We start from the raw sequence: 21,968 nt of genomic DNA, 5'->3' as shown, positions 1-21,968 counted from the left end.
CGGGAGACTATCCCACGGGGGCGGGAAGGCCAAGCCTTGAGGGCTGCAGTGGGGCCATACAAGCGTTATGTGGGAGCCGCTTCAGCGGCGATGAGTGCTTGCGCCGAGCCTGCCCGCTGCCGCGGGATCGCCGGCGAAGCCGGCTCCCACAGAGAGCACACCTAGATCGCGGCGCAGGTCGCGGGCTGGCCGGCGGCCACCGGCCGCACTGCCGCCGCCACCTGGTCGGCTACCTTGCCCAGCGCGCGCTGGTGGGCCTCCACGAGGCTGTCGTAGCTCGATCCCGCCGGCTCCGTGACGCGCGAGGCGCAATTCGCCGACACGCCGTCCGCGCCACGCACGGACCAGGAGGCTTCCAGCGTGGCGTTCCCACCCACTTCCGAATCGAAGCGGCGCACGTCGAGTTGCACGCGCACGACCTTCGCTTCCTTGCCGCGCGGCAGGCCATGCACGTCGTGGGTACCCAGGCGGGCGGCAAGGTCGGCCGAGAGCGCGCCACGGATTTCGTCGCCCAACGGGGAGGCCCAGCGCTCTCCGTCCAGCACGGCGATGCCGGTGGCGCCCTGGCGCAACACCAGGGCCGGCTGATCGACCTGCGGCGGCACGGCCACGGGCAGCACGTCGATGGCGAAAGGCGCGGTCGCCGCCGGCAGGGGTGTCGAGGGCGGCACCAGCGTGTGGAAGTGCGTGGGCGCCGAGGCACAGGCACCCAGACCGGCCACGAGGAGTACGACACCGGCGAGGCGGAGGGAATGGATCATGGCTGTTCTTCCTTGCCCTGCTTGGTGGACGGAGTGGCGATCTTCGGCGGCGCGTCCGCGCCCCGGCCGCGTAGCAGCGCTTCCGGATGCCGGCCGAGGTAGTCGGTGAACGCGCGCACGGAGCGGACCGTGCGCTGCAGTTCTTCCAGCGTGTTGGCGATGTTCTGCTGCAAGGGCGAGTTCTCGGAGAGCGCGTCGTTGGCCGTACCCACCGTGCGGTTCACGCCTTGCAGGGTCTTCTTCGCCTCGGGCAGGAGATCGCCGTTCACCTGTTTCAGCGTGCCGTGCAGCTCCTTCAGGCTGCCGTCCAGGTTGCGGCCGATCGAATCGAAGGGGATCTTCTCCACCTTGTCCACGATGCTGGAAATCTGCTCCTGCAGATGGTCGAAGTCGCCCGGCGTCGTGGGGATCTCCACCGGCTTCGCATTCGGGTCGAACGACACCTTTTTCGCCTTAGGATCGAAGTCGAGCGCGATATAGAGCTGCCCGGTGAGCAGGTTGCCGCTGCGGGCCTGCGCGCGAAGACCGTGCGCGACGAGCCCGGCCATGATGCGCGGGAACAGCGTGTCGTCGTCGCCGCCGACCGCCTTGGCCAGTTTCTCCTGCGCCTGCCCGAGGCGCTGCGGATAGACCAGCGCGCCCACCACGACGGGGAAGGAGTGCGTCTCGGGGTCGTAGTCGAGGTTGACCGATACGACCCGGCCCACCTTCACACCCAGGAATTCGACGGGCGCGTCCACGGCCAGCCCGCGCAGCGAATGCTCGAAGCGCATGCGGATGTAGCGCGGCTTGCCGTCGGGTGGCGCGAGCGCGGTCGCCTGATCGTTGAACAAGGTGTATTCGGACATCTCCGGCGCCACCTCGGTCTCGTGCGGCCCCGGCGGATCCTGGAACGCCACGCCGCCGGCGATGACCGTGGCGAGCGATTGGGTGTTCATCTTCAGGCCGTCGGCACCGAGCGACACGTCCACGCCACTGGCGTTCCAGAAGCGAGAGTCCTTCGATACGAAGCGGTCGTTCGGACCGTCGATGAAGAGTTGCAGGGAAACGCCCTTCCCGTCCTTGTCCAATTCATAGGACACGATGCGGCCGACCTGGATGCGGCGGTAGTACACCGGCGAACCGATATCCAGCGAGCCGAGGTCGCCGGCATGGAGCACGAAGCGCCTGCCCGGAGCGCCGTGGGTAACGGCCGGCGGGGTTTCCAGGCCGGTGAAGTCGTTCTGCTCCTGGTCGGAGTCGCCGGCGTCGGCACCGATGAACGCGCCGGAAAGCAGCGTGTCGATGCCGGAAACGCCGCTGGCACCGATGCGCGGCCGCACCACCCAATAGCGTGTGCCCTTCGTGGCGAAGGCGCGAGCATCCTTGTCCAGGTCGATCATCACCGAGATATGGGTGCGGTCCCTGGACAGGCGCATCGTGGTGACCTTGCCGATCACCACGTTCTTGTATTTCACCTGGGTCTTGCCCGCCTCGATGCCTTCCGCGGTCAGGAAGGACACCGTGATCTGGGGGCCTGCCGACATGAAGTGGCTGACCAGGAGCGAGATACCCACCAGGGCCGCCACGATCGGCACCACCCAGATCAGGGAGAACCCCAGTTTCGACTTGCGCACGACCGGCTGCGGCAGGTCGTCGTCGGGTGGCGTGCTTCCTACGTTGGTGTCGCTCATTGCGATTTCCTGTTGTCCCAGATCAGCCTGGGATCGAAACTCATGGCCGACAGCATCGTGAGCACCACGACGATGCCGAAATAGACCACGCCGGGCAACGGCTCGACGCGGCTCAATATCTTGAAGTGGACCAGCGCGGAAAGGATCGCCACGACGAACACGTCGAGCATCGACCAGTACCCCACCAGCTCCACGAAGCGGTAAAGCCGGGCCCTTTGCCGCGCGACCATGCCGCTCGACCGCTGCACCGTCACCAGCAGGAAGCCCATGATGAGGAACTTCAGCACGGGCACGATGATGCTTGCCGTGAAGACGATGACGGCCAGTCCCGGTGAGCCGGCCCGCCAGAGTTCCATGATGCCGCTCAAGATCGTGTTGTCGTCCTTCGACGAGATGCTCTGCGTGCGCATGATGGGAAACACGTTGGCCGGGATGTAGAAGATCGCGGCGGCGACCAGCAGCGCCCAGGCGCGCGACACGCTGGCGTGCTTGCGGGCGTGCAAGGTGTTTCCGCAGCGCGGGCAATGCGCATGGCGGTCTTCGGTGTACGCCGTGACCTGCCGGCACACGTGACAGGCCATCATGCCCAGGTCGATGGCGCGCGGCGGCGTGCTCATGCCTTCGTTTCCACGGTCAGGTCCCACAGTTCCCTGGGGTCGAGGCTGGAGAACACCGTGATCAGCAAGGTCAGGAATCCGAAGGCCCATATGCCCGCGCCGGGCACCACGTCGAAATACGTGTGCGCCTTCACCACCGCCACGAGCGTGCCGAGCATGAACACCTCGATCATGCTCCAGGGCTTCACCCTGACGAGGGCGGACATGGCAAGCGGGAAGCCCGGTGCACGAATGCCCTTGCGGGCAAACCAGAGCACCCAGCCGAAGATGAGGATCTGGCCCAGCGGAAAGAAGAACAGGGTCATGGCGCTGAGGAAGGCGACGATCTGCGCCCCGTCGTTCCACATGGCGATCACGGCACCCCACAGCGTGGTGGCCGCCTTCATCCCCGACAGGCCGAGGGTGACGATGGGCGACACGTTGGCGATGACGAAGACGATGAGGGCGGCGAAGATCAGGGCGAACTGGGCGTCCACCCCGAGCCACTGGTGTCGCTCGAGCACGGCGCCGCAGACCACGCAATCGGCCACCTCGCCGCGGGCGAGGCTGCGCCTCCGATAGACGGAGTCGCAGTGTTCGCAGACGATGAGGTTCCGGGCTCTTTGCATGCCGTCCAAGCGGTCGAAGGCCGCAATGGGCCGTTCCCTATGATCGCAAATCGGCGTAAACGGCGCATGACGGACGGGGCGCATGCCCGCCAGCCAGGCGGCCGGGGCTTGATATCCTGCCCGCCTTCCCCGACCTTCGGGGCATAGAACTTTGCCCCAGGAGCATGCAGTGACCGGCGCCCAGACCCGTAGCGAACACGTCTTCGACGCGACCACGGAGGCGTTCGAGAAGGACGTCATCGAGGCCTCCCTCCAGACCCCGATCCTGGTCGACCTCTGGGCCGAATGGTGCGGCCCCTGCAAGTCGCTCGGCCCCATCCTGGAAAAGCTTGCCGGCGAGTACAAGGGCGCGTTCCGCCTGGCGAAGATCGACGTCGATGCGGAACAGCAGCTGGCGGCCATGTTCGGCGTGCGCAGCATTCCCACGGTCGTCCTCATCAGCGGCGGCCAGGTCGTCGACGGTTTCGCGGGGGCGCTTCCCGAGGGACAGATCCGCGAGTTCCTCACCCGCCACGGCATCCAGCCCGCGGAGGGCGGAGAGCCCGCGGCCAGCGCCGGGGACAAGCCGGCGGAAACGCCGGAGGAAGCCATCAACCGTCTCCAGCAGGCGATCGCCGCCGAACCCGATCGCGCCGAACTGAAGTTGGACCTCGCCCTTGCACTCATGCGCGCCGGTCAGGTCGAACCCGCCCAGGCAGAACTCGACGCCCTGCCCGCCAACCTCGCCACGGATGCCCGGGCCGTCCGGCTGCGCAGCCAGCTCGAGCTGGCGCGTGCCCTCGCCGGTGCGCCGTCGCTGGAAGAGTTGCGCTCGCGCGTGCAGGCCGACGACGCCGACTGGGAGGCGCGGGATCTGCTCGGCGTGCGCCTGCTCATCGAGGGCGAGGCCGCCGCCGGCCTGGATCAGTTCATCGACATCCTGAAGCGCCAGCGCGACTGGCAGGACGGGCAAGCGAAGAAGCGCCTGCTCGCCGCCTTCGCCACGATCGACGACGCGCAGCTCGTCGGCACGTACCGCCGCAAGATGGCATCGCTGCTGTTCTGACAACTCCGGCCGAAGCGAGTTATGCCTTCGGCTTCTTGCGGCGCACGTAAAGCTGCTTGCGAACCGTCGCAACGAGTTCGCCGGAAGCGGTGCGAATGTCGGTGTCGAACCAGCGCAGGCACTTCTCGCCGTTGGCGGTAGCCGAGCGCAATTCGTCGAGCACGGATTCCTCGATGCGGAATTCCGCGTATACGTCTTCCCTGCCCGGCGCCACGAAGCGGATCTCGCCGGCCTGGTCCCACACGATGTATTCGTTGCCCAGGCTCTTCAGCGTCATGATCATCCAGAACGGATCGGTCATGGCGAAAAGGCTGCCACCGAAGTGCGTGCGTACGTAGTTCCGGTTGTACCAGGTGAGCTTCAGCCGGACCTTCGCATAGCGATAGTCGTCGAGCGCGACCACGCGAATCCCGGTGAACAGGAAGGGCGGCCAGGCGTTGAGGATGCGGCGCATCGTGCGAGCTTTCATGGCCGCCATGCTAGCGACGCGCCGGACAGGGGTGGAAGTACCCCGTTTCAAACGCAACTTATCGGTGCATGACCTATGGCACAGGTTCCCGCCGCCAACCGGCACCGACTATCCAGGGTCGACCATCGTCAGGGAACCAAGCCATGCGCCGTCCGCTTCGCCGCGCCACCCTCGCCGCCGCCGTCGCTTCCGCGATGGCCTTTTCCACCGTCCACGCTGCGGCCGCCGAGCTCCCGGTCGCCGCCGACCAGCCCTACCCTGGCACCCTCGCGCTGCACGTGGACTTGTCGGATGCGTCGAAACACCTCTACCACGTGCGCGAAACCATTCCGGTCAGCGCGGGGCACGCGATCCTCTACTACCCCAAGTGGATTCCCGGCGTGCACGCGCCCTCGGGGCCGCTGGCCAACGTGGCCGGCTTCGTCGTCACCGCGAACGGCAAACGCATTCCCTGGCGCCGCGACCTGAAAGAGATGTATGCCTTCCACGTGGACGTTCCCGACGGCGTGGACAAACTCGATCTCGCCTTCGAGTACCTTGCGCCGGCCACGCCGAACTACGTGCCCCTGTCGTTCAATGAAGTGGCCTTCTATCCCGCGGGCCACTACACCAGCCGCATCACGATCGAACCGAGCGTCACGCTGCCGGCCGGCTGGAAGTACGCCTCCGCCCTCGAAACCGCCTCGCAGTCGGGGAACGAGGTGCGCTTCAAGCCGGTGAGCTTCGAGAACCTGGTCGATTCGCCGTTGATGACGGGCAAGTATTTCAACCGCATCGACCTCGCACCGGGCCAGGACACGGCGGTGCACCTCGACATCACGGGCGACACGGCCGCGGGCGTGAAGGCCACCGACGAGCAGATCGCCAAACAGCGCTCGCTCGTGGTTCAGGCCAACAAGCTGTTCGGTGCCCACCATTACGGGCACTACGATTTCCTGCTGGTGGTGTCCGACCATACGGGGCACTTCGGACTGGAGCACCACCAGTCCAGCGACGACCGTCTCTACGCGAACTTCTTCACCGATCCGGACGTGAACCTCGCCGCGGGCACCCTCCTACCGCACGAGTACATCCACTCGTGGAACGGCAAGTTCCGCCGCCCCGCCGATCTGTGGACGCCCACCTTCACCGAACCCATGCAGGACGACCTGTTGTGGGTGTACGAAGGCCTCACGGACTACTGGGCCGGCGTGCTTACCGCGCGCTCCGGCATCTGGACCACGGCGCAATGGCGCGATTCGCTGGCCGGCATCGCCGCCGACATGTCGGCGCGCACCGGGCGCTCATGGCGTTCGCTCCAGGACACCGCGGACGGCATCCCGTTGTCGGCGGGCCGCGGTCGCGGCTGGACGAACCTGCGCCGCAGTTCGGATTACTACCCCGAGGGCCAGCTGCTCTGGCTCGACGTCGACACGAAGATCCGCGACCTTTCCGGCGGCAAGCATACGCTCGACGAATTCGCGCGCGCCTTCTACGGCATGGACAACGGCAGCTACACGCCGAAGACCTATACCTTCGAGGACGTGATTTCCACGCTGAACGGCATACAGCCCTATGACTGGGCAGCGTTCCTGCGCCAGCGGCTCGATTACACCGGCGACACGCTGCCCGAGCACGGTATCGAAGGCGGCGGCTGGAAGCTGGTGTACGACGACACCCCCACCCCCTTCGCAAAGACCGCCGAGAAGATTCGCAAGACGGTCAATTTCGCCTATTCGCTCGGCATCCAGGTATCGGACAAGGGTGAAGTCACCGATTCGCAATGGGACGGCGTTGCCGCGAAGGCGGGCCTCGTGCCAGGCGTGACCATCGTCGCCGTGAACGGCAAGGATTACTCCGCGCAGGTCCTAAAGGATGCAGTGACGGCAGCGAAATCGAGCAGCACGCCGATCGAGTTCCTCATCAAGGACATCGAGGAATACGCGACCGTGAAGGTGGATTACCACGGCGGCCTGAAGTATCCGCACCTCGTGCGTGGCGACGGCAAGGACCTGATCGGCGCCATCGCCACGCCGAGGAAGTAATTCAGGGATTCTCGCGCGCGCTCTCGAACAGGAACCACACGCGGCGTTCGGCCTGGTCGATCCAGTTTTCGACCAGGCTGGCCGTCGCGACGTCGCCATACTCGTCGCAGACACCGTGTACTTCACGCAGGAAGCCGACGAAGCGCTCGTTGTCGTCGCGCAGCTCGGCAAGCATGTCCTGCGGCGTGACGAAATCGGCATCGTTGTCGGACAGGCGCTGTGAACGCGCGGCGTGGCCGAGCGAACGAAGCGTGGTGCCGCCGACCTTGCGGGCCCGCTCCGCGATGTCGTCGGTGATGGCGAAGAGTTCCGTCGCCTGCTCGTCGAGCAACAGGTGCAAGTCGCGGAAGCGCGGGCCGGACATGTGCCAGTGGAAGTTCTTCGTCTTCAGGTATAGCGCGAAGGTGTCCGCGAGAAGCACGGTCAGGGCACCGGAGATATCGCGGGTGGCATCCGCGCCGAGGCCCGTCGGCGTCTTCAGCGCGGCCTTGCGCAGGTTCTTCGTGGCTTGGGGATTCTTCATTGCGCTGCGCTCCTTGGGTGTTTGAGCCCCCGAGGATGCGCCACCCGTGTGACAGGGGATTGGACGAAACACGCTCGCCCATCACGCGAGCGGAAGGGTCACCACCACCCGCAGCCCCGGGCCGCGTTCCCCGTCCAGCAGCCGGATGCTCGCGCCATGCAGTTCGACCGCGCGTTGCACGATCGAAAGGCCGAGGCCATAGCCGCTCCCCTGCGTGTCCAGGCCTCGCTGGAATCGGGTGAACATGGCCTCGCGGCGTTCGGGCGGGATGCCGGGGCCGTCGTCGACGACCTCGATGAGCGCGTGGTCCCCCTCTCGCCGAATGGAGAGATCGACGTGACCGCCGTGGGGAACGTGACGAAAGGCGTTGTCGAGCAGGTTGCGCAGGAGCGAGCGCAAGGCCGCCGTGTAGCCTTGCACGGCCAGGCTGTCGGGCAGGTTCACGCCCAGTTCGACGCCGCCCGCCTCGATCAGCGGGGACAACTCCTCCACCACGTCGAGGGCGAGCGCCGCCAGATCCACCGTGCCACGCGGCCCCGCGGCGGCTCCTGCTTCCAGGCGTGCCAGCGACAGCAACTGCTCGGTTCGGCGCGCCAGCGACACGAGGCATTCGCGCGCGGCCTCCAGCGCGGTCTGCGCCTCGTCCGGCTGGGCCGAAGCCATGGCGTTCTCGAGATTGATCATCGTGGAGGCCAGCGGCGTACGCAGCTCATGCGCAACGTCGGCGCTGAACCGGCGTTCGCGATCGAGCGCTTCCTCCAGGCGCTCGATCTGGTCGTTCAGCGCGCCCAGCACGGGCCGCAGTTCCACCGGCTCGTCGGAAAGGTGCACGGGCGCCCGGCTCCCCGGCTTGCGCCGCGCAAGCGCCCCGGCCAGCTGGTCCAGCGGCATGAGGCCCCGGCGTATCGCCCACCCCACGAGGAAGGCCATCAGCGGCAGGCCCAAAAGCAGCGGCAGGGTATGTTCGATCCACAGCGCGCGCGTGATCTCGTTGCGGCTGTCGTAGCGCTCGCCGGCGCGGATCGTGATGTTCTCGTCTTCCTTCACGAGCGTGAACACGCGCCACCGGTACTTACCCTTGTGCACGTCCTCGAAGGCGCCGTCCACCGCGTGCGTGTGCGGCACCCCTGCCAGATTTTCCGTTGCGAGCAAGAGACTGCCGTCGCTGTCGAACACCTGAAAGCCCACCTCCGATTCGAAGGTACGCCCCTGCACTGTCAGCTCGTGCGGATGGTTGGAGACGCTTGGCACCAGCAAGCGCGCAGAGCGGTGCTCGCGCAGGTGCTCGACGCCGACGCGACCGACGATGACTTCCAGCGTGCGGGCCGCCTGGGCAAGGCGGGCGTCGGACAGTTCGTCAACTTCCTCCAGGGTGTGCTTCGCACTGAGGAAACCGAGTGGAATCAGGACGATCGCCAGCACCATCACGATCAGCACGAGGAGGCGCGATCGAAGGCTGGCGAGCTTCATTGCGGCTCACGCGGCAGCATGTATCCGAAGCCGCGCACCGTCTGGATCGCCCCGTGGCTCAGCTTGCGCCGCAACGAGTGCACCAGCACTTCCAGCGCACTGGTGCTCACGACATTGTCCGGGCCGTAAAGCGAGGTTTCCAGCGACTCGCGCCGCACGATGCGCCCGGCGCGCTCCATCAGCGCTTGAAGCAAGGCGAACTCGCGACGCGTCAGGTCCACTCGCTGCCCGTGCCACGTGACCTCGAAGGTGCCGAGGTCGAGGCTCAAGGCGCCCGCTTCCAGGCGATTCACCGCCACCCCGCGCACCCGTCGCGCCAACGAGCGGATGCGTGCCGCCAGTTCGTCAAGGTGGAAGGGCTTGACCAGGTAATCGTCGGCACCCGCGTCGAGCACGCTGATGCGCGAATCCACGGCGTCCCGCGCCGACATCACGATCACCGGAGTGGACACCCGCAGGCGCCGGGCCTCCGTCAGTACGTCCAGACCATCCTTCCCGGGCAGGCCGAGATCGAGCAGGACCAGGTCGGCATCGTGGTCGCGCAGGGCCAGCAGCGCTTCGTTGCCGTTGCGGAACCAGCTGATCGTATAAGCAAGCCGTTCCAGCGCCCGGCGTATGGCCTCGCCGAGCTGGACGTCGTCTTCAACGAGGATGATGTGCAAGGCCGCGGTCCCTGGGTCGTGTGGGTGCCATTATCCTTTCGCGCAGCTTAGCGCCTGCTTATGCCGGGGTGATCGTTCCGCGGCAGGTTCATCCCCCCGCCGACCGGACCGGTTCCTTCGACCGTTCGAGCAGCAGTCCGTCCAGCGACGGCGGCGCGACCGCCTCCGCCGTGGCCGCCGCCGGCCTGAAGCCGGCCTCGATGGCGACCGTGGCCAACTCGTGCAGATCCATCGTGGCGACCTCGGTCCCGGGCGGAGCCACCCCGTCGGGCATCGCATCGTACGGCGGGGCGAAATAGGTCATGAAATCGCGCCGCGCGGTACGTGTTTCCAGCCAGTCGAGTCCGGCGTGCCGGACCGGTGCGCCGCTTACATGGCGGCGGCGCATGTACTCGGCATAACGAAGCTCGGAAATGGGATCGTGCGCGGGATTCCATAGTTTGACTCGCAACGGCGTCGCCAGGACCTGTTCGGCGAACGCCGTCGGCGGCACGCGCTCCTCCGACCCGCCCGGGCCGATGCGCAGCATCCTCCCACCCCCGGCTTCCCAGCGGGTGGCCACCTCGCGCAGGCGAGCCGGATAGTCCGCCGCCGTGGCACGGATGCCGAACGTGTCGTCGATCACGAACGTTCCCTCGGGCAGCCGGGTGCTCAGCCGGCCAGCAGACGCCAGGAGCTTCAGGGATTCCGCGCGAAGAGGCATGACCAGCGTCACCGCATGCTCGTTCGTGCCCGCCACCACCGCGATGTGCCGGTCTTCACGGAGCATGGCGCGAAGCCGCCGCGTGTTCGCCAGTATCCTCAGGTAGCGGTCTTCCACGCCGTGCGCAATGAACGAACTGACCGGGTTTCCCGCATCGTGCAACCGGAGGTAGACGCGCGGATCGGGCGGCGGGCCGGCACGCATGCCTTCGACGCCCTCGGGCACCGCCACGGCCGTCCATTCCTGGGTCAAGGGAATGGCCTGCCAGTCGGGCGTCGGCCTCGCACCGGGAGCCTGGACCGGAACCGGCCTGCCCCTCACGTCGAGGCCGGTGTCGAAACCGAGCGTTCGCTGCGAACCGGGATGTGTCGCGACGAAGGCGACATTGCCACCGGGCGTCACGTCGATGCGCGCAAGCGACGTGCGAAGGAACCGCAACAGCGGCTGCGGCATGCTGTCGACGAGACGCCCGACATTCGCGAGATCCTCGTCCACCGCTCCCGGCAGCCGGTCGGCGACAAGGGACAGGGACGCGGCGTATTCGCGCGGATCCGCCGGCGCGAATCCGTCGCGCAGATTCGTTTCTGGGAACCAACTGCCCTGGACGTCCACCACGTGGCGTCCGGTGCCTCGGCGTTCGGCCTCCCCGTCGCCGGGTGCCAGCAGCTCGCGGCGGGCGCCCGCGAGTTCCGGCCCCGTCTCGACGATCTGCCAGCGGCCATCCGGGTGCCGGAGCCGCACATAGTGCCTGCCGCCCCGCACCCAGCGATCCTTCTTCCGCACGCGCGCATCGGTCAGCACGGCCTCGTCCTCGACCAGCAGGTGATCCAGTCCTTCTGGCAACAGGGCGCTCTCTGCTTCGAGGACCTCCGGCAAGAGGGCGATGGCTTCGCCCGGCGTCTGTTCGTCGATGGCGGTGCCCGCGCGGGCATTCTTCCGGGCGTCGCGCAGCCAGCGTTGTTGATCGTCCGTCAGGCCCTCCCGCGGGTCGGTCAGTGCGTGGCGCAGGCGTGAGATCCGACGGAACAGTTGAGCCTCCCTTGGTGTGCGCACGACGGGCTCCAGCCACAGGCGATGCATGCGGCGCAGTTCCGCGCGCAGCGGACCGGCCTCGATCGCAGCAGCCAGCGCCTTGCGGAAACGGATTTCGCGCCCCTCCGCCGCCGCCATGCCAGCGGGATCGATGCCATGTTCGGCCACCGCCGCAAACACCGAGGGATATTCGGCCAGCGTTCGCCCGCGCTGACCGAGCACGGCGTAGCGGTTGCCGAAACGCCGCAGGTGAAGTGCGTCGGCGGGCACGCTGCCGACCTGGAAATCGAGACCGTCCGGAGACACGCCGAACCGGAACGTTCCGTCCTGGCGATAGAAAGCCAGAGGCCGGCCGGCCTGCCGGGACATGGCCTGAGCGAGCAACGCTATTTCCCGGGCGCTCCACACGACAGCGCGAGGGTCGCGCAAGCGTGCGGAAACGGTTTCGAGGAAGCCATGACCGAGTGCGAGGATGAGCATCGGCTCGCGCGCCGCACCGCCTTCCGCGGACCATCCTTCCGCCAGCGCGATCTCGCTCACGCCAAATTGTTCCAGGACGCCCGCCGCCCGGTGCAGGGTTCGCGCATCGGCGGTGAAATCGCGTCTGACGATTTCGGCCAGCATGCTGCCCGCCATGAAATTCGCGCCGTCGAACGCCAGCTTCCACGTTCCCGACGGTTGCCGTTCGACGCGCGGGCCTTCACTGCCGTCTTCGAGAAGCAACCGGTAACCACCCACGTCCGGAACCACGCGCGCGGTACGCAGACCGCCGCGCAGGATCAACTGCACGAAGCGGCCGTTGCCGTGCACGAACACACCGTCGCTCCGCAGCGCGGCGTCGGCGGGCAGCCTCACCATGTGGCGTTCGGTCTCCTCGGCGAACCAGATGCCGAGGGTTCCGTCGCGCAGGCGGTAGAGCCGGTTGACGGCGTCCGTCCGCCAGCCAGGCGGCACGGTGGGGGACAACGGGTAGCCGAGCCTGCCGTTCACCCGGCGCGGCGCCACGAAGGTGGGAGCCTCATGCGCAATGCCCGAAGAATCCGCCCCGCCCTTGGCGCCCTTTCCGGCCATGGACGCACCGATCAGCACGTTGTCGACGACCGCGGACGCTGCACCTTCCACACCCGCCCGGCGTTCCTCCGCCGTCTTGCCGTCGATGCCCTGTTCGATGCCGGTGCCCAGCCCCGTGGCCGTCGTCAGGATCTGCACTTCCAACGACACGGGCGGGAAGAACGACAGCGGCAGCATCAAGGCGGACCACCGCCCGATGGTCGTGCGCCACCCTTCCCAGGCCGTTTTCACCTGCATGTGCGCGTCCTCGCGCAGGCGCGCTTCCAGTTGTGCGCGCATGTCCTGGAACACGTCGTCCGTGATGGGCTCGTTCGCGTGATCGATGCTGCCGGTGTCCGCCTGCCAACGGCCGCTGCCGAGGTTCTGGAGGCCTTGCTTCACCCCCGTCCAGAACACCCCGTCCTGCGCGCGATAGGTCGAAAAATGTCCCAGCAACGCTTCCATCCGCGCCGGTTCCTTCGCCTGGTCGAGCACCCACTGGCGAAGTTCGCGTTCGCTGCCGGCTACCACGAACGCCGGAGCACCGCCCGGCACGTACATGACCTCGCTGCCGTCGGGCGCGATAAAGCGCACCAGGTCGCTGGCCGTATAGCCGTTGATGTCGAACCGCAGCACTTTCACGCCCGTCCCGGGCGTGCGATCACGCAGTTGTGCCAGTGCGATGGGGCCCGACAATGGCACCCCAGGCGCACCTCCCGCCATAGCTTGCCGGTATTGCGCCTCGCTCAACCGGCCCGCTGCACGTGCATTTCGTGCCTGCTGCACGAACTCGTAGCGGGCCAGCACGGGCCAATCGCCACGCACCCGCTCCCAATAACGGTCCAGAGCCTCGTCGAGCTGTATCACGTACGGCAATTGCCCAAACAGCTCGGGAGCGTCGAACATCGCAACGATCTGCGACAGGCGCAGGCCGCTGTCGTGGGCCTGGGTGAAACCGCCGAGGCGAAACACGCCGAAGGCTTCGTCAATCCGGCGGGCGTCCTCACTGACCGTCTCCACCACGTTGCCCTCTGCGAAGAACGCGTTGTACACGTACCCCGGGCCGGTTCGGCTCCACAGGAACTGCCCTACCGTCTCGAAGAAGTCCTTCACGCTCTGCGCGTGCCAGAGCCGCTCGGAAAAGCCAACCACATCGGGGCTCTGTTTGCCGCCGCCGAACAAGCCGCCGATCAGATCGGAAGACACGGCGAGGAAACTGTGGCGGGAATGATCGGGGAACGCCTGCATGACCGCATCGGTCAGCGACATTGCCTGGTCCGGCATGCCTTTCTCGCGCTGCGCCTGTGTGGCGAAGTGCGCGACCGTATAGGCGTCGCCATCGACGTGCAGCTTGGCCTCGATCAGCGTTTTCGCCAGGTGCCGCACATCGGGCATCGGCGCCTCCGCCACCAGGTCGGACAACGTCTGGAACGCGCTCACATCCGCGGCGGTTACAAACTGCACGGCTACCGGCGATGCCTCGCCGGAATGCATGTCGTCGACCGCGTAATGCATGCCGGTGCGGTCGTCACCGGCGATAGCCGCACCAGCCGTCGCAACGGGAAGAACCGCCGCGAGCGCGAAACAAGCGATGTGCGCGAACACATGGGAGGGAGGCATCGTGAGCACCTGTCGAGCGGGGATCAAGCCTTCGACGATAGGTGCTTCGTCCGGGCATCGATGCCGGCCGCAAACCCGGCGAATCTGCCGCAATGGCTGAATGTTCTGTCAGTTGCCTACAATGAACGTTTTATCCGCAGCGTCTTTCTCCCGATGGAACCCGCCATGCCTCGGATTCTTGCCACACGTATCCTGTTCGCCCTCGCCGCCGCGGCACCGTTGGCGATCCACGCCAGGGACACCTGGACTACGCCAGCCGAGGCCTCGGCCTTCCGCACCACGCCTTCGTACGCGGAAACACAGGCTTTCCTTCGGCGGCTGGTCGATGCCGCACCGGGCACCTTGCGCATGGTGACGTTCGGCAGCACGCCGGAGGGGCGCCCGATGACGGTGGTGATCGCGGCGAAGGACGGCGACCTCACACCCGAACGCGCCCGCGCGGCGGGCAAGCCGATCGTCCTCGTGCAGGCAGGCATCCACCCCGGCGAAATCGAAGGCAAGGACGCGGGGTTGATGCTCTTGCGCGATATCGCCGTCACCGGAACGTTGCCGCACCTGCTCGACCATGTCGTGCTCGTGTACATCCCCGTGTACAGCGTGGACGGTCACGAGAACTCGGGGCCGTACTTCCGCATCAACCAGAACGGCCCCGAAACGATGGGCTTCCGCGGCCAGTCGCAGTACCTCAATCTCAACCGCGACTACGTCAAGGCCGAAGCTCCGGAAACCCGTGCCTGGCTGAAGCTATGGAACACATGGCGTCCCGACCTGCTCATGGACATCCACACCACCGATGGCGCGGACTACCAGCCCGATCTCACCTGGTATGCCGAGGACCCGCACAAGCTGCCGCCATCGATCGCCGCATGGCAGGAGCGGGCCTACGCGCGCGAAGCCATGCCGCGGTTCGAGAAGCTAGGGCACATCGCGTCGCCTTACCTGGAATTTCGCGATGGCCGCGACATCACCAAGGGCATCGAGAACTTCGGTTCCGGGCCGCGCTTCTCGACCGGATACGCCGCCATTCGGAACCGGGCCGGCCTGCTGATCGAAACGCATATGCTGAAGTCCTACGAAGTGCGCGTGCGGGCCAGTTACGACATAGTGCGGAGCGTGCTCGAGGTCGTGAATCGCGACCCCGCGGCGCTACTCGACGCCTCCCGCAAGGCGGATGCCTGGGCCGCTTCCCTCTCCGCGACGAGGGAGGCGACGCTGCCCGTGACATTCAAGCAGGATCCCACCCCGAAACCGTTCACGTTGAAGGGCTATGCGTTCACGCAGACCCATAGCGACGTTTCGAACGACATCTGGGTGCGCTACGACACCTCGAAAAAGAAGACCTACGAGATCCAGAGCTGGAACGATCTTCTCCCGGACGTCTCTGCCCCTCTTCCGGCGGCCTGGGCGATCCCGCCGCAATGGACGCTCCTGATCGATCGCCTGGATGCTCACGGCATTCCCTACACACGCCTCGCTGCCGCCAGCAGGGTGACGGTCACGCGCGACGAACTCACGCAGCCGAAGTGGGCCGACAAGCCGTTCGAAGGCCACCATATGCTCAAGGACGTGGCCATCGCGCCCACGCAGGAAGAGGTGGAACTCCCGACGGGAACGGTGATCGTGCGCACCGACAATGTCGATGCCGTGCTCGCGCTGAACCTGCTCGACGCCCGGGCGCCGGATTCCCTGCTGCGCTGGGGTTACCTCGACGCGATATTCGAAGCGAAGGAATATGGCGAACCCCGCGTGCTCGAAGCCCTGGCGCGCACGATGATGGCGAAGGACCCAGCATTGAAGGCCGAATTCGAGCGCCGGCTGAAAGACGACCCCGCCTTCGCGGGGAACGCGCGGGCACGGTTGATGTTCTTCTTCGAGCGCAGCCCCTGGTACACGGTGCAGAAGGTCGGGGCATATCCAGTCATGAGGCTGGACACCGCCGCGCTGCGCAGCCTGCCGTTGCAGGAGCACGCCCCCTAGAACACCTCGAAGGGGCGCATCATCTCGTTCGCCTCGTGCTCCGCCAGGTGGCAGTGCCACGCGTACCGCCCCACGTGGCCGTCGAACGTGGCGATGATGCGGGTGACCATGCCGGGATACGCCTGGACCACGTCTTTCCAGCCCTTCTCGTGCGGTGGCGGTTCCTGGGCAGGACCGACGTAGCGGAGGGTTTTCTTCGCCATGTACTCGTCGACGTCGTAAGGGCGGCGATCGAGAATCTGGAAGCGGACGAGGTGCAGGTGGATGGGATGCGTGTCCTCCGTGAGGTTCACGAGACTCCACGTTTCCGTACTGCCCAGCTTCACCTTTTCCGTCACCGGATCGTGCCAGCGCTTTCCGTTCAGCAGCATCAGCATGGGCGTGGCGATGCAGTCGCTGTATTCGTCCAGGGTGAGTTCGCGCGTGGACGACGCACTGCTTTCCGTCATTCGGGGCACGTCGCGCAACACCTGCGGAACGCGGCTTTCGTCCCGAACCATGCCACCGCCCACCGAGAAACGCATAAGTGGCAAGGCATCGTTCATCAGCTCGGCATGGCCACCACGCAGGTCCGCAAAATCGACCACCACGTCGGCGCGCTCGCCGGGTGCGAGAAAAAGCGATGTCATGGATACCGGTGCCGCGAGAAGGCCCTGGTCGGAGCCGATGACCTGCAACACGCGGCCATCACGGAAGCGAAGGTGGTAGAAGCGGCCGTTGGCCGCGTTGAGCACGCGCAGGCGGTATCGCCGCGCCTGCACGTCGGCGCGTGGCAGGATGGCTCCATTGACCAGCGTGACGTTGCCGAACACCTCCGGCACCCAGGGTGCCTTCGCATCGCCCGAGTCCGGGTAGTACAGACGGCCGTCCTCGCGCAGCAGGCGGTCGGCCAGCACCAGCGGCAACTCCTGCTCTCCCGAAGGCAGACCAAGCGACAGCTCGTGTTCGTCGCGAAGGAGGTAGAGCCCCATCAGACCCGCATACATGTTGAGGCGGTTTATGCCCATCGCATGGTCGTGGTACCAGAGCGTCGCGGCGTCCTGCGCATTCGGATAACGATGCCGGCGCGACTTGCCGGGCACATACCAGTCTTCGGGAAATCCGTCGTCCTTGCGGGGCACCTTCGCACCATGCAGGTGCACGATCGCACGCACCTCGGGCTTGTCGGTCTCGGCGCCGCAGATGGCATGGTCCACCGGAAGAAAGTGCCTCGACGGCAGCGCGTTTTCCCATACGACCTCGACGGGCTCGCCGCTGCGCGCCTCGATGGTGGGGCCCGGACAATGTCCGCCGTAGGTCCACAGCGTGGTCGGTGGCAGATCGCGATGCAGCTTCTGCGCACTTTCCGCCATGCGCACGTGCAGCGGGTATCCCTTTCTGGCGTGCAGTACCGGCGGTAACGGCAGGCTGTCCACGAACGGCACCAGCCTTGCGGGATCGACGAGGCCCGGGAGGTGCGACACGTCGCCCATCGGGTGCATGCAGAGCGCATTGCCCACCTGCCCTGCGGGCGGTGCCTTCATGGCATGCATGTCGTGCGCGAACAGCCGCGACGGGATCCATCCCGCCGCGGCCGTCCAGCCCATCGTCGCCAGGAAGCGGCGGCGATCAACCATGCCCTGCGTTCCCGAGCGGCCAGAAGGGCCATCCGCCGCCCTGTTTCGGTTGCCCCGTCGATTCGTCGAGGATCAACTTGCGTTCGAACAGACGCGGCAGGAAGAAATCGAACATGCGATCCAGGCGCCCCGCCTGCGCATCGCTCGATCCGCCGCCGATACGCATGCCGTCCAGCCAGTTGTCCTCGATGAAGCGCGTGACGGAACTCTGGTCGGTCACCGAGTGGTCGACCATGTTCTCGCGGGCCCAGGGCGACACGACCAGCAGCGGAAGGCGCGGACCGAAGCCGCAGCGGCCCTGCGCCGGGGTCTTGCCGTCCAGGCCGGGCAGCGTGCCGCGGCCCTTGCAGACGCCGTCGCCGTCGAGCGCGTCGGTGCTGCCACGCGATGCATTCACGTGCGGCGGTTCCTGATGGTCGTACCAGCCGTCGGAATCGTCGTACGCGATGACCACCGCGGTGCTCCGCCACTCGTCGCTCTGCTGCAGCGTGTTGATCACGTGCACGATGAACGCCTGCTCGTCGAGCGGATCGGAATAGCCCGCATGACCGTCCTGGTAGGCCGGTGCTTTCAGGAAGCTCACCGCCGGAAGATTTCCCGCGTCCAGGGCATCGTAGAAGTCCTGGATGTCGTACTGGTGGTTTGCCGCGTCCCCGCTATGCCCGATGGCCGCGACCGATGCCGGGCGCGCATGTGTGGGATTGGCCGTGGACGGGTAGTACTGGAACGGCGCGTGGTGCGGGCTGTAGTCGTTCGAGGTAGCGTTCGTCACCTTTGACAGCGTGCGCCGCGAGCAACCCGTGCTGCCGTCGGGATTCGTCCGGGTGAGGTCGAAGCCGCCCTGGAACCAGCCCCAGGTAACGCCGCGCTCGTTGAGCAGGTCGCCGATATTCCGGCCGCCCATGGTCACCTGACTGGCCGTGGGCGACGAGCAGACGTCGCCGATGGGGTCCGGATCGCCAATCATCGTCAGCCCGCCATGGCCGTCGTCGGTCGTGGCGCCGGTGCCGTTCAAGGTCGCGGAGACGCCGGCGGTCTGGCCGGCAATGAGGTTCACGGCGCCCGGCGACGACGGACCGAAGGTGGTGCCGTAGCTGCTATCGCTCATGGCGAAGCTCTGCGCATAGTTCCAGAGCGCGGTGACGGTGTTGCCGTCGTAGTAGCCCATGACCTGGCCCTTGCCCTCCTCGGCCGGATCGCCCCCGGGCAGGCTTTCGCCGCGGCCGGTGTACAGCGGGAAAAGGTCCATCTTTCCGCCGTTGAAAGCCCGCTGCTCGGACGTGTAGCCATGGTCCTGGTCTGCCGTGGCGGCCTGGGCGCGGGTAAGCCGGAACGGGTTGATCGCCCCGTCGCCATTGTCCGCGTTGCCGGCGTTCGGATTCTTCGTAAGCAGACGGTGCGAGAGGCCGTTCACCGGCGGCGTGAAGGGCCGCGCATAGAACGCCGGCTCGCCCTTCGGGTTCGCGGCATAGGGATAGGTGCCGAAGTAATGATCGAACGACACGTTTTCCTGGAAGATCACGACCAGGTGCTTGATGGGCGTGGCGGTGCGCGGATCGCCATGTCCATGCCCGGGCTGGCCGGGGCCGAATGCCTCGACCGCGGTGTCCGGAACGGCCTGGTGCGCGCCCACGATGGACGCGGCGGATAAGGTCAGCACACAGGCGATGCCCGCGGCCAGTAGCTTGCGCATGACGGATGCTCCTCGTGGTGGATCGATGGCTTGTCCGGGGCCGCATCCCCTGTCATGCGGTCATTTCAGCGTACGAACCCCATATGACAGCGCCGGGACATCGCTCGCGAGTTATTGCGAAATGTCGCCAACCATGACTTTCGTCACACTCCGCCCTGCGCGGCGGCCGCAGCCGCTATGCTCGGACCCCTGCGGCGCCGGGGGCGCCGTTCAGTCACCAGAACGAGGGACACCCATGACCAAGCAGTATCTGAAGCCGCTCGCGCTCGCACTCGGCGTTGCGCTGGCCGGCACGGCGTGCAGCAAGCACAACGACGCCGACACCGCGGTACCGGGCGGCAACCAGCCGTCGCCGGCGTCCACCGCGGCCCCGGCTCCCAGCGGCAGCACCGCCGCCGCGCACGCCGGCCCGTCGTTCAACATCGCCGACCTCGATACCGGCATCGACGCCTGCAACGACTTCAACGGCTTCGTCAACGCCAAGTGGGTGGCCGCCAACCCGATCCCCGAGGACCGCACCCGTTGGGGCGCCTTCGACCAGCTCGCCGAGAACAGCCTGAACACGCAGCACGACATCGTCGATGCGATGGACAAGGGCGCGGCGAATGCGAAGGCGGGTTCTATCGAGCAGAAGATCGGCCTGCTCTACCGTTCGGGCATGAACGAAGACGCCATCGAGAAGGCGGGCGTCGAGCCGTTGAAGCCGGAACTGGCCAAGATCGACGCGCTCAAGACGTCGCAGGACATCGTCGACTTCCTCGACACCAGCTTCAACGAAGGCAACGGTTATGTGTTCGGATTCGGCTCCGGTGCCGATTTCCAGAACGCCAAGATCCAGATCGGCTACGCGCAGCAGGACGGCCTGGGCCTTCCGACCAGGGACTACTACACCGATCCGAAGCAGGCCGACAACCGCAAGGCCTACCTTGCCTACATCGCCAAGACCCTGACCCTCGCCGGCGTGCCCGAAGCCGACGCGAAGAAGCAGGCCGACGAAGTGATGAAGTTCGAAACCCAGCTCGCCGCCGCGTCCCTCGCTCCGGTGGAACTGCGTTCGCCTGAAAACCAGTACCACTTCGTGTCCGTGGCCGAAGCCGACAAGGTCACGCCGCACTTCAACTGGGAAAAGTTCTTCGCCGCCCAGGGCGTGACCGTCGACAAGGGTTTCTCGCTGTCGCAGCCGAAGTTCTTCAAGGAATTCGACAAGATGCTGGCGTCCACGCCGGTGTCCACCTGGCAGGCCTACCTGCGCTTCCATGCGATCGACAGTGCTTCGCCGTACCTGTCCAAGGCGTTCCAGGACAACAAGTTCGACTTCTACGGCAAGACGCTCGCCGGGCAGCCGCAGCAGAAGCCGCGCTGGAAGCGCGTGCTCGGCACGGTGAACAGCTCCATGGGCGAGGCCCTTGGCCAGCTGTACGTGGCCAAGGTGTTCAAGCCGGAAGCCAAGCAGCGTGCGAACGAACTGGTCGACAACGTGCGCAACGCCCTCAAGGCGCGTATCGAGAAGCTCGACTGGATGAGCGACGAGACCAAGCAGAAGGCCATCCAGAAATGGAACACCTTCCTGCCGAAGATCGGCTACCCGGACAAGTGGCGCGACTGGTCGGGCCTTGAGGTCAACGGCGAGAACTATTTCGGCAACGTCGAGGCGGCCAGCAAGTTCAACTACCACTACGACATCGCGAAGATCGGCAAGCCGACCGACCGCCTCGAGTGGGGCATGACGCCGCAGACGGTGAACGCCTATTACAACCCGACCGACAACACCATCAACTTCCCGGCCGCGATCCTCCAGCCGCCGTTCTTCGACGCCAACGGCGACGACGCCATCAACTACGGCGGCATCGGCGCCGTGATCGGCCACGAGGCCAGCCACGGTTTCGACGACGAGGGCAGCCAGTTCGACGGCGACGGCAACAACAAGAACTGGTGGACCAAGGAAGACCGCGCCAAGTTCGACGAACGCGCCGGCAAGCTGGTGGCGCAGTTCAACGAATACGCGCCGATCAAGGATCACCCGGACCTGCACGTGAACGGCAAGCTCACCCTGGGCGAGAACATCGCCGACCTGGGCGGCCTCAACGTGGCTTACGACGCGCTGCAGGAGGCCCTGAAGAAGAACCCGCAGGAAGCGCAGGAGAAGATTGACGGCTACACCCAGGACCAGCGCTTCTTCCTCAACTGGGCCCGCGTGTGGCGCGGCAGCGTGCGCGAGAAGCAGGCCATGCTGTATCTCAACGTCGACCCGCACGCCCCGGCCTCGCTGCGCGCCATCGGCGCACCGTCGAACATGGAAGCGTTCGCTTCGGCGTTCCAGTGCAAGCCGGACGCGAAGATGGTCCGCGCGACCGACAAGCAGGTGAAGATCTGGTAAGCGCCCTGCGCTGTCAGTGACCACGAAAAACGCCGCACTTGTGCGGCG

The 21,968-nt window shown here is 66.3% G+C and carries 15 protein-coding genes; 4 read left to right on the top strand and 11 right to left on the bottom strand.

Translation table 11 applies throughout. The annotated features are described in order from the left end of the window. Nucleotides 1–161: 161 nt before the first annotated feature. From FHS47_RS01925 to FHS47_RS01910, 4 genes are read right to left on the bottom strand one after another with little or no spacing between them, the layout of a single operon-like run. The gene (locus FHS47_RS01925; protein WP_167022224.1) at nt 162–761 is read right to left on the bottom strand and encodes a PqiC family protein; all 600 of its coding nucleotides are present in this window, start codon (nt 759–761) and stop codon (nt 162–164) included. Beyond that, a complete protein-coding gene (locus FHS47_RS01920) occupies nt 758–2,434 on the bottom strand; it encodes an MlaD family protein (RefSeq protein WP_167022222.1) in 1,677 nt (558 codons plus the stop codon). Before FHS47_RS01920 ends, FHS47_RS01925 begins: the two co-directional genes overlap by 4 nt. Then, nucleotides 2,431–3,051 carry a paraquat-inducible protein A gene (locus FHS47_RS01915; RefSeq protein WP_167022220.1) on the bottom strand — a complete coding sequence of 207 codons (621 nt, stop codon included), beginning with the start codon at nt 3,049–3,051 and terminating at the stop codon, nt 2,431–2,433. Before FHS47_RS01915 ends, FHS47_RS01920 begins: the two co-directional genes overlap by 4 nt. Beyond that, a complete protein-coding gene (locus FHS47_RS01910; RefSeq protein ID WP_167022218.1) occupies nt 3,048–3,659 on the bottom strand; it encodes a paraquat-inducible protein A in 612 nt (203 codons plus the stop codon). Before FHS47_RS01910 ends, FHS47_RS01915 begins: the two co-directional genes overlap by 4 nt. A gap of 169 nt (nt 3,660–3,828) precedes the next feature. On the opposite strand from FHS47_RS01910, the gene trxA reads away from it, so the two are divergent. Further along, nucleotides 3,829–4,704, top strand: a complete 876-nt coding sequence (gene trxA, locus FHS47_RS01905; RefSeq protein WP_167022216.1) for a thioredoxin — start codon at nt 3,829–3,831, stop codon at nt 4,702–4,704. A 19-nt stretch (nt 4,705–4,723) separates the two neighbouring features. Here trxA and FHS47_RS01900 read toward each other — a convergent pair whose 3' ends face one another. Beyond that, nucleotides 4,724–5,173, bottom strand: coding sequence for a DUF4442 domain-containing protein (locus tag FHS47_RS01900; protein ID WP_167022214.1), 450 nt, complete (start codon nt 5,171–5,173; stop codon nt 4,724–4,726). A 143-nt stretch (nt 5,174–5,316) separates the two neighbouring features. On the opposite strand from FHS47_RS01900, the gene FHS47_RS01895 reads away from it, so the two are divergent. Next, nucleotides 5,317–7,197: a M61 family metallopeptidase gene (locus FHS47_RS01895; RefSeq protein ID WP_167022212.1), complete on the top strand. Its 1,881-nt coding sequence runs from the start codon at nt 5,317–5,319 to the stop codon at nt 7,195–7,197. 1 nt (nt 7,198) lies between these two features. Here the strand turns inward: FHS47_RS01895 and FHS47_RS01890 are convergent, their stop codons facing one another. The 4 genes from FHS47_RS01890 to FHS47_RS01875 form a co-directional block, all read right to left on the bottom strand. Then, complete coding sequence (locus FHS47_RS01890) at nt 7,199–7,720, bottom strand: DNA starvation/stationary phase protection protein (protein ID WP_167022210.1); 522 nt, start codon at nt 7,718–7,720, stop codon at nt 7,199–7,201. Nucleotides 7,721–7,801: 81 nt separating this feature from the next. Further along, a complete protein-coding gene (locus tag FHS47_RS01885) occupies nt 7,802–9,190 on the bottom strand; it encodes an ATP-binding protein (RefSeq protein ID WP_167022208.1) in 1,389 nt (462 codons plus the stop codon). Beyond that, the gene (locus FHS47_RS01880) at nt 9,187–9,852 is read right to left on the bottom strand and encodes a response regulator (RefSeq protein WP_167022206.1); all 666 of its coding nucleotides are present in this window, start codon (nt 9,850–9,852) and stop codon (nt 9,187–9,189) included. Before FHS47_RS01880 ends, FHS47_RS01885 begins: the two co-directional genes overlap by 4 nt. An 88-nt stretch (nt 9,853–9,940) precedes the next feature. Beyond that, nucleotides 9,941–14,257: a DUF6543 domain-containing protein gene (locus FHS47_RS01875; RefSeq protein ID WP_167022205.1), complete on the bottom strand. Its 4,317-nt coding sequence runs from the start codon at nt 14,255–14,257 to the stop codon at nt 9,941–9,943. Nucleotides 14,258–14,422: 165 nt separating this feature from the next. Here FHS47_RS01875 and FHS47_RS01870 point away from each other — a divergent pair, with 165 nt between their 5' ends. Beyond that, the gene (locus FHS47_RS01870) at nt 14,423–16,234 is read left to right on the top strand and encodes a M14 family metallopeptidase (RefSeq protein WP_167022204.1); all 1,812 of its coding nucleotides are present in this window, start codon (nt 14,423–14,425) and stop codon (nt 16,232–16,234) included. Here the strand turns inward: FHS47_RS01870 and FHS47_RS01865 are convergent. Both FHS47_RS01865 and FHS47_RS01860 read right to left on the bottom strand, forming a co-directional pair. Further along, entirely contained in the window at nt 16,231–17,850 is a 1,620-nt protein-coding gene (locus FHS47_RS01865) for a multicopper oxidase domain-containing protein (protein ID WP_208381732.1), read from the bottom strand. The two genes, FHS47_RS01870 and FHS47_RS01865, sit on opposite strands and share 4 nt — an antisense overlap. Next, the gene (locus FHS47_RS01860) at nt 17,843–19,543 is read right to left on the bottom strand and encodes an alkaline phosphatase family protein (protein WP_167022203.1); all 1,701 of its coding nucleotides are present in this window, start codon (nt 19,541–19,543) and stop codon (nt 17,843–17,845) included. Before FHS47_RS01860 ends, FHS47_RS01865 begins: the two co-directional genes overlap by 8 nt. Nucleotides 19,544–19,778: 235 nt before the next feature. Here FHS47_RS01860 and FHS47_RS01855 point away from each other — a divergent pair, with 235 nt between their 5' ends. After that, the gene (locus FHS47_RS01855) at nt 19,779–21,920 is read left to right on the top strand and encodes a M13 family metallopeptidase (RefSeq protein ID WP_167022202.1); all 2,142 of its coding nucleotides are present in this window, start codon (nt 19,779–19,781) and stop codon (nt 21,918–21,920) included. The last annotated feature ends 48 nt before the right edge of the window (nt 21,921–21,968 follow it).

This window comes from Luteibacter sp. SG786, from assembly GCF_011759605.1.
Classification (GTDB): Bacteria; Pseudomonadota; Gammaproteobacteria; order Xanthomonadales; family Rhodanobacteraceae; genus Luteibacter.
The sequence above is the reverse complement of the archived record's forward strand: the minus strand, read 5'-3'. Positions and strand labels throughout refer to the sequence as shown.